Annotated in this window: 2 protein-coding genes; both read right to left on the minus strand. The window is 65.4% G+C overall.

All coding sequences use genetic code 11. The annotated features are described in order from the left end of the window. Positions 1-104: 104 nt before the first annotated feature. A complete protein-coding gene (locus tag ACW2Q0_RS31030) occupies positions 105-917 on the minus strand; it encodes an ATP-binding protein (protein ID WP_457194479.1) in 813 nt (270 codons plus the stop codon). Next, positions 914-2464 (minus strand): IS21 family transposase, encoded by a 1551-nt coding sequence (gene istA, locus ACW2Q0_RS31035; RefSeq protein WP_457194480.1) that lies wholly within the window; start codon positions 2462-2464, stop codon positions 914-916. The genes ACW2Q0_RS31030 and istA overlap by 4 nt, the downstream gene beginning before the upstream one ends. Between the last annotated feature and the right edge of the window lie 105 nt (positions 2465-2569).

The raw sequence follows: 2569 nt of genomic DNA on the forward strand, positions 1-2569 counted from the left end.
TGTCGCCTGCCAGGGGGATGGGACCACTGGTTTGCCATGAGTATGGGACCGGGTTGCGTCCGGTCGCGGGGCCGTGTTGATGGTGGCCGATGCTCGGCTGCTGGTCAATCCGAGGGGTTGGGATCGGTCGGTTTGCTGCGGCGTGGCTTCTGTCGTTGCCGGTAGGATTCGCCCTCGACGACGAGTTCGTAGGCGGCTGATTGCAGCCGGTCCATCGCTGATTGGGCCAGCAGTGGGTCGGCCATCATGGTCAGGATTTCCGGTGGTTCCCGGTTGCTGGTGATGACGGTCGAGGCTTTGCGGTGGCGTTCGACGATCAGCTCGTAGAAATCGTTGGTCTCGACCGCTTCGAGCCGGTGCAGGGCCAGGTCATCGAGGATCAGCAGGTCGACACGGTGCAGTTTGCGCATCTCGTCTTCGTAGCTGCCGTCCAGGCGGGCGCCGCGTAGTCGTTTGAACAGTTTGTCGGCGCGCTCGGTGTGAACGGTGTAGTTGCGACGGACCGCAATGTGTCCTAATGCGTTGGCCAGGAACGTCTTTCCGACCCCGACCGGTCCCATCACGAGGACGTTGTAGGCGTCGGCGAGAAACCGCAGCGAGGTCAGTTCGGCCCAGAGTTCCCGGTCGAAGCTGACCGCGGTGGACTCGTCCCAGGCTTGCAGCTGCATCTGCGGGTCCAGGTGCGCGGCCTTGGCGCGGCGCTGGGCGGAGTCGCGGTCGCGGCGGGTGACCTCGTCGGCAAACAGCATCTCCAGGAAGTCGTGGTGCGGCAGCCGGTTCGACCTGGCCAGGGCGAGTCGGTCGGGCAAAGTTTCCAGGAGTTGTCCGAGCTTGAGCCGACGCATCAGAGCTTTCAGTTCCGGGGAGATCTCGATCGGTTTGACCACGGGTGTGGCAGCGGGCCGGCGGGTGCTCATGAGGGTCTCCTGACGGCGAAATCGGTTGTCGCGCGGACAAACCGGGAGGGTGTCGGTGGCGGGAGCAGCGTCAGCTGCTGGCCGGGCGCGGCGCGGGTGAGCATGCGGTCGATGACGCCGACGTCGACGACCTCGGCATCGAGAGCGCGGCGGCAGGCGTCCTCGACCGCGGCTGGGCCGTGGCGGCGTACCAGGCCGAGCAGTCGATAGACCTGCCGCATCTTGGTCCAGGGCAGCGGATGCTCCAACACGGCCGCGGCATAGACACCGATGTTTTCGCCGTGTCCGGATGCCTTGCGCTGCAAAGTATTCAGATCCCGCATCGCATAGACCGACACCTCCGACGGCATGTCAGCAGGATCGGTGTGCCGGCGTCCGGGCGCGACGACGGGATGGACCTTGATCAACTCCCCACGCCAATACAGTTTCACCGTGGACGCATCCACGCGGGCATCGAGTCGGCAGCCCACGAGCTCACCGGGAACGCTATAGAGCGCCTTGGAAATCTGAACGTGCCGGTCGGGGGCGACCTTGGGATGGGCCCAGGTCGGGATGTCGAACGGCTCGTCGGACAGCGGTTTCAGCGCCGGTAGTTCGTCGCTGTCGAACACCTCGACCGGCCGTAGTCGGGTAGTGCCGTGCACTCGTGTCCCGGCGACCTGCGCGCACCACCTCGCCGCGCGTTCGCGGCAGTCGGTCAGATCTTGGAACTGTTCTCCAGCAAAGAAATTCGACCTGACATAGGGAACGCAGCGTTCGACTCTGGGTTTGTCTCTCGGGCTGCGGACCCGGGCCGGGTCGACAGCGAACCCGCGCGTTTGGGCGTATTCGCGGAACGCGTCGTTGAGTCTCGGGTCGGTCGCGTCGGCCTTATCGACGATGGCCTTCATGTTGTCGGGGATCGCGACGGCGAACACCCCGCCGAAGAACATCCACGCGGCCTCGAATCCGGCAATCACGTCATTCAATGTCTGCCGGTAGGTCGGCCAGACGAACATGTGCCGCGAATACACCGCGGTGAAGATCAAGCCGTGGACCACCCGGCGCCGCCCGTCGGCGACGTCGGTGAGCAAGCCCAGCCGCCCGAAGTCGACCTGCACCTCCGCGCCAGGGTCGCAGTCGGCCACCCGGACCGTGGTCTTGCGCTGCCCGAACCCCAATTCCGTTGTCGCATACCGGTTCAACGTCCGATACGACACCACCACACCGCGCCGCCCCAGCAGAATATGGATCTTGGTCAGGGTCAGGCCCTCATCCAGCCATACCCGGATCTGCTCCGAGTGCGCGGCGACGGTCGCCCACGCCTCGCTTTTGCCATTAGGGCGCGCGCGGCGCACCCCGGCGATCACCGCCGCCAGCAACTCATCGCTCAGCTGCCCGACATCACCCTCACGATCCAGGCCGCACGCGGTCGCCATCTCCACATACCGGCGCACCGTCTTGCGGTCCGTGCCCGACAAGCGGGCCACCTCCCGCAACCCTCGACCCAGCAGCCACAGCCGCAGGATCTCCCTGATCTCGATCACCGATACCTCCCGGTAGCTCATTGGCCAATGCAACGACCGAGCGACCGGAAGCCCCCGAAGCCACGCCGGGTGGTCCCATAACTGGCAAAACCGCTAGTCAGGTGGTCCCATACGTGGCAAAAGGGG

The sequence above is a fragment of the Nocardia citri genome (assembly GCF_054065835.1).

Coding starts and splice junctions, on each gene's coding strand:
- ACW2Q0_RS31030 (WP_457194479.1), bottom strand. CDS start 917: ATGAGCACCCGCCGGCCCGCTGCCACACCCGTGGTCAAACCGATCGAG.
- istA (WP_457194480.1), bottom strand. CDS start 2,464: ATGAGCTACCGGGAGGTATCGGTGATCGAGATCAGGGAGATCCTGCGG.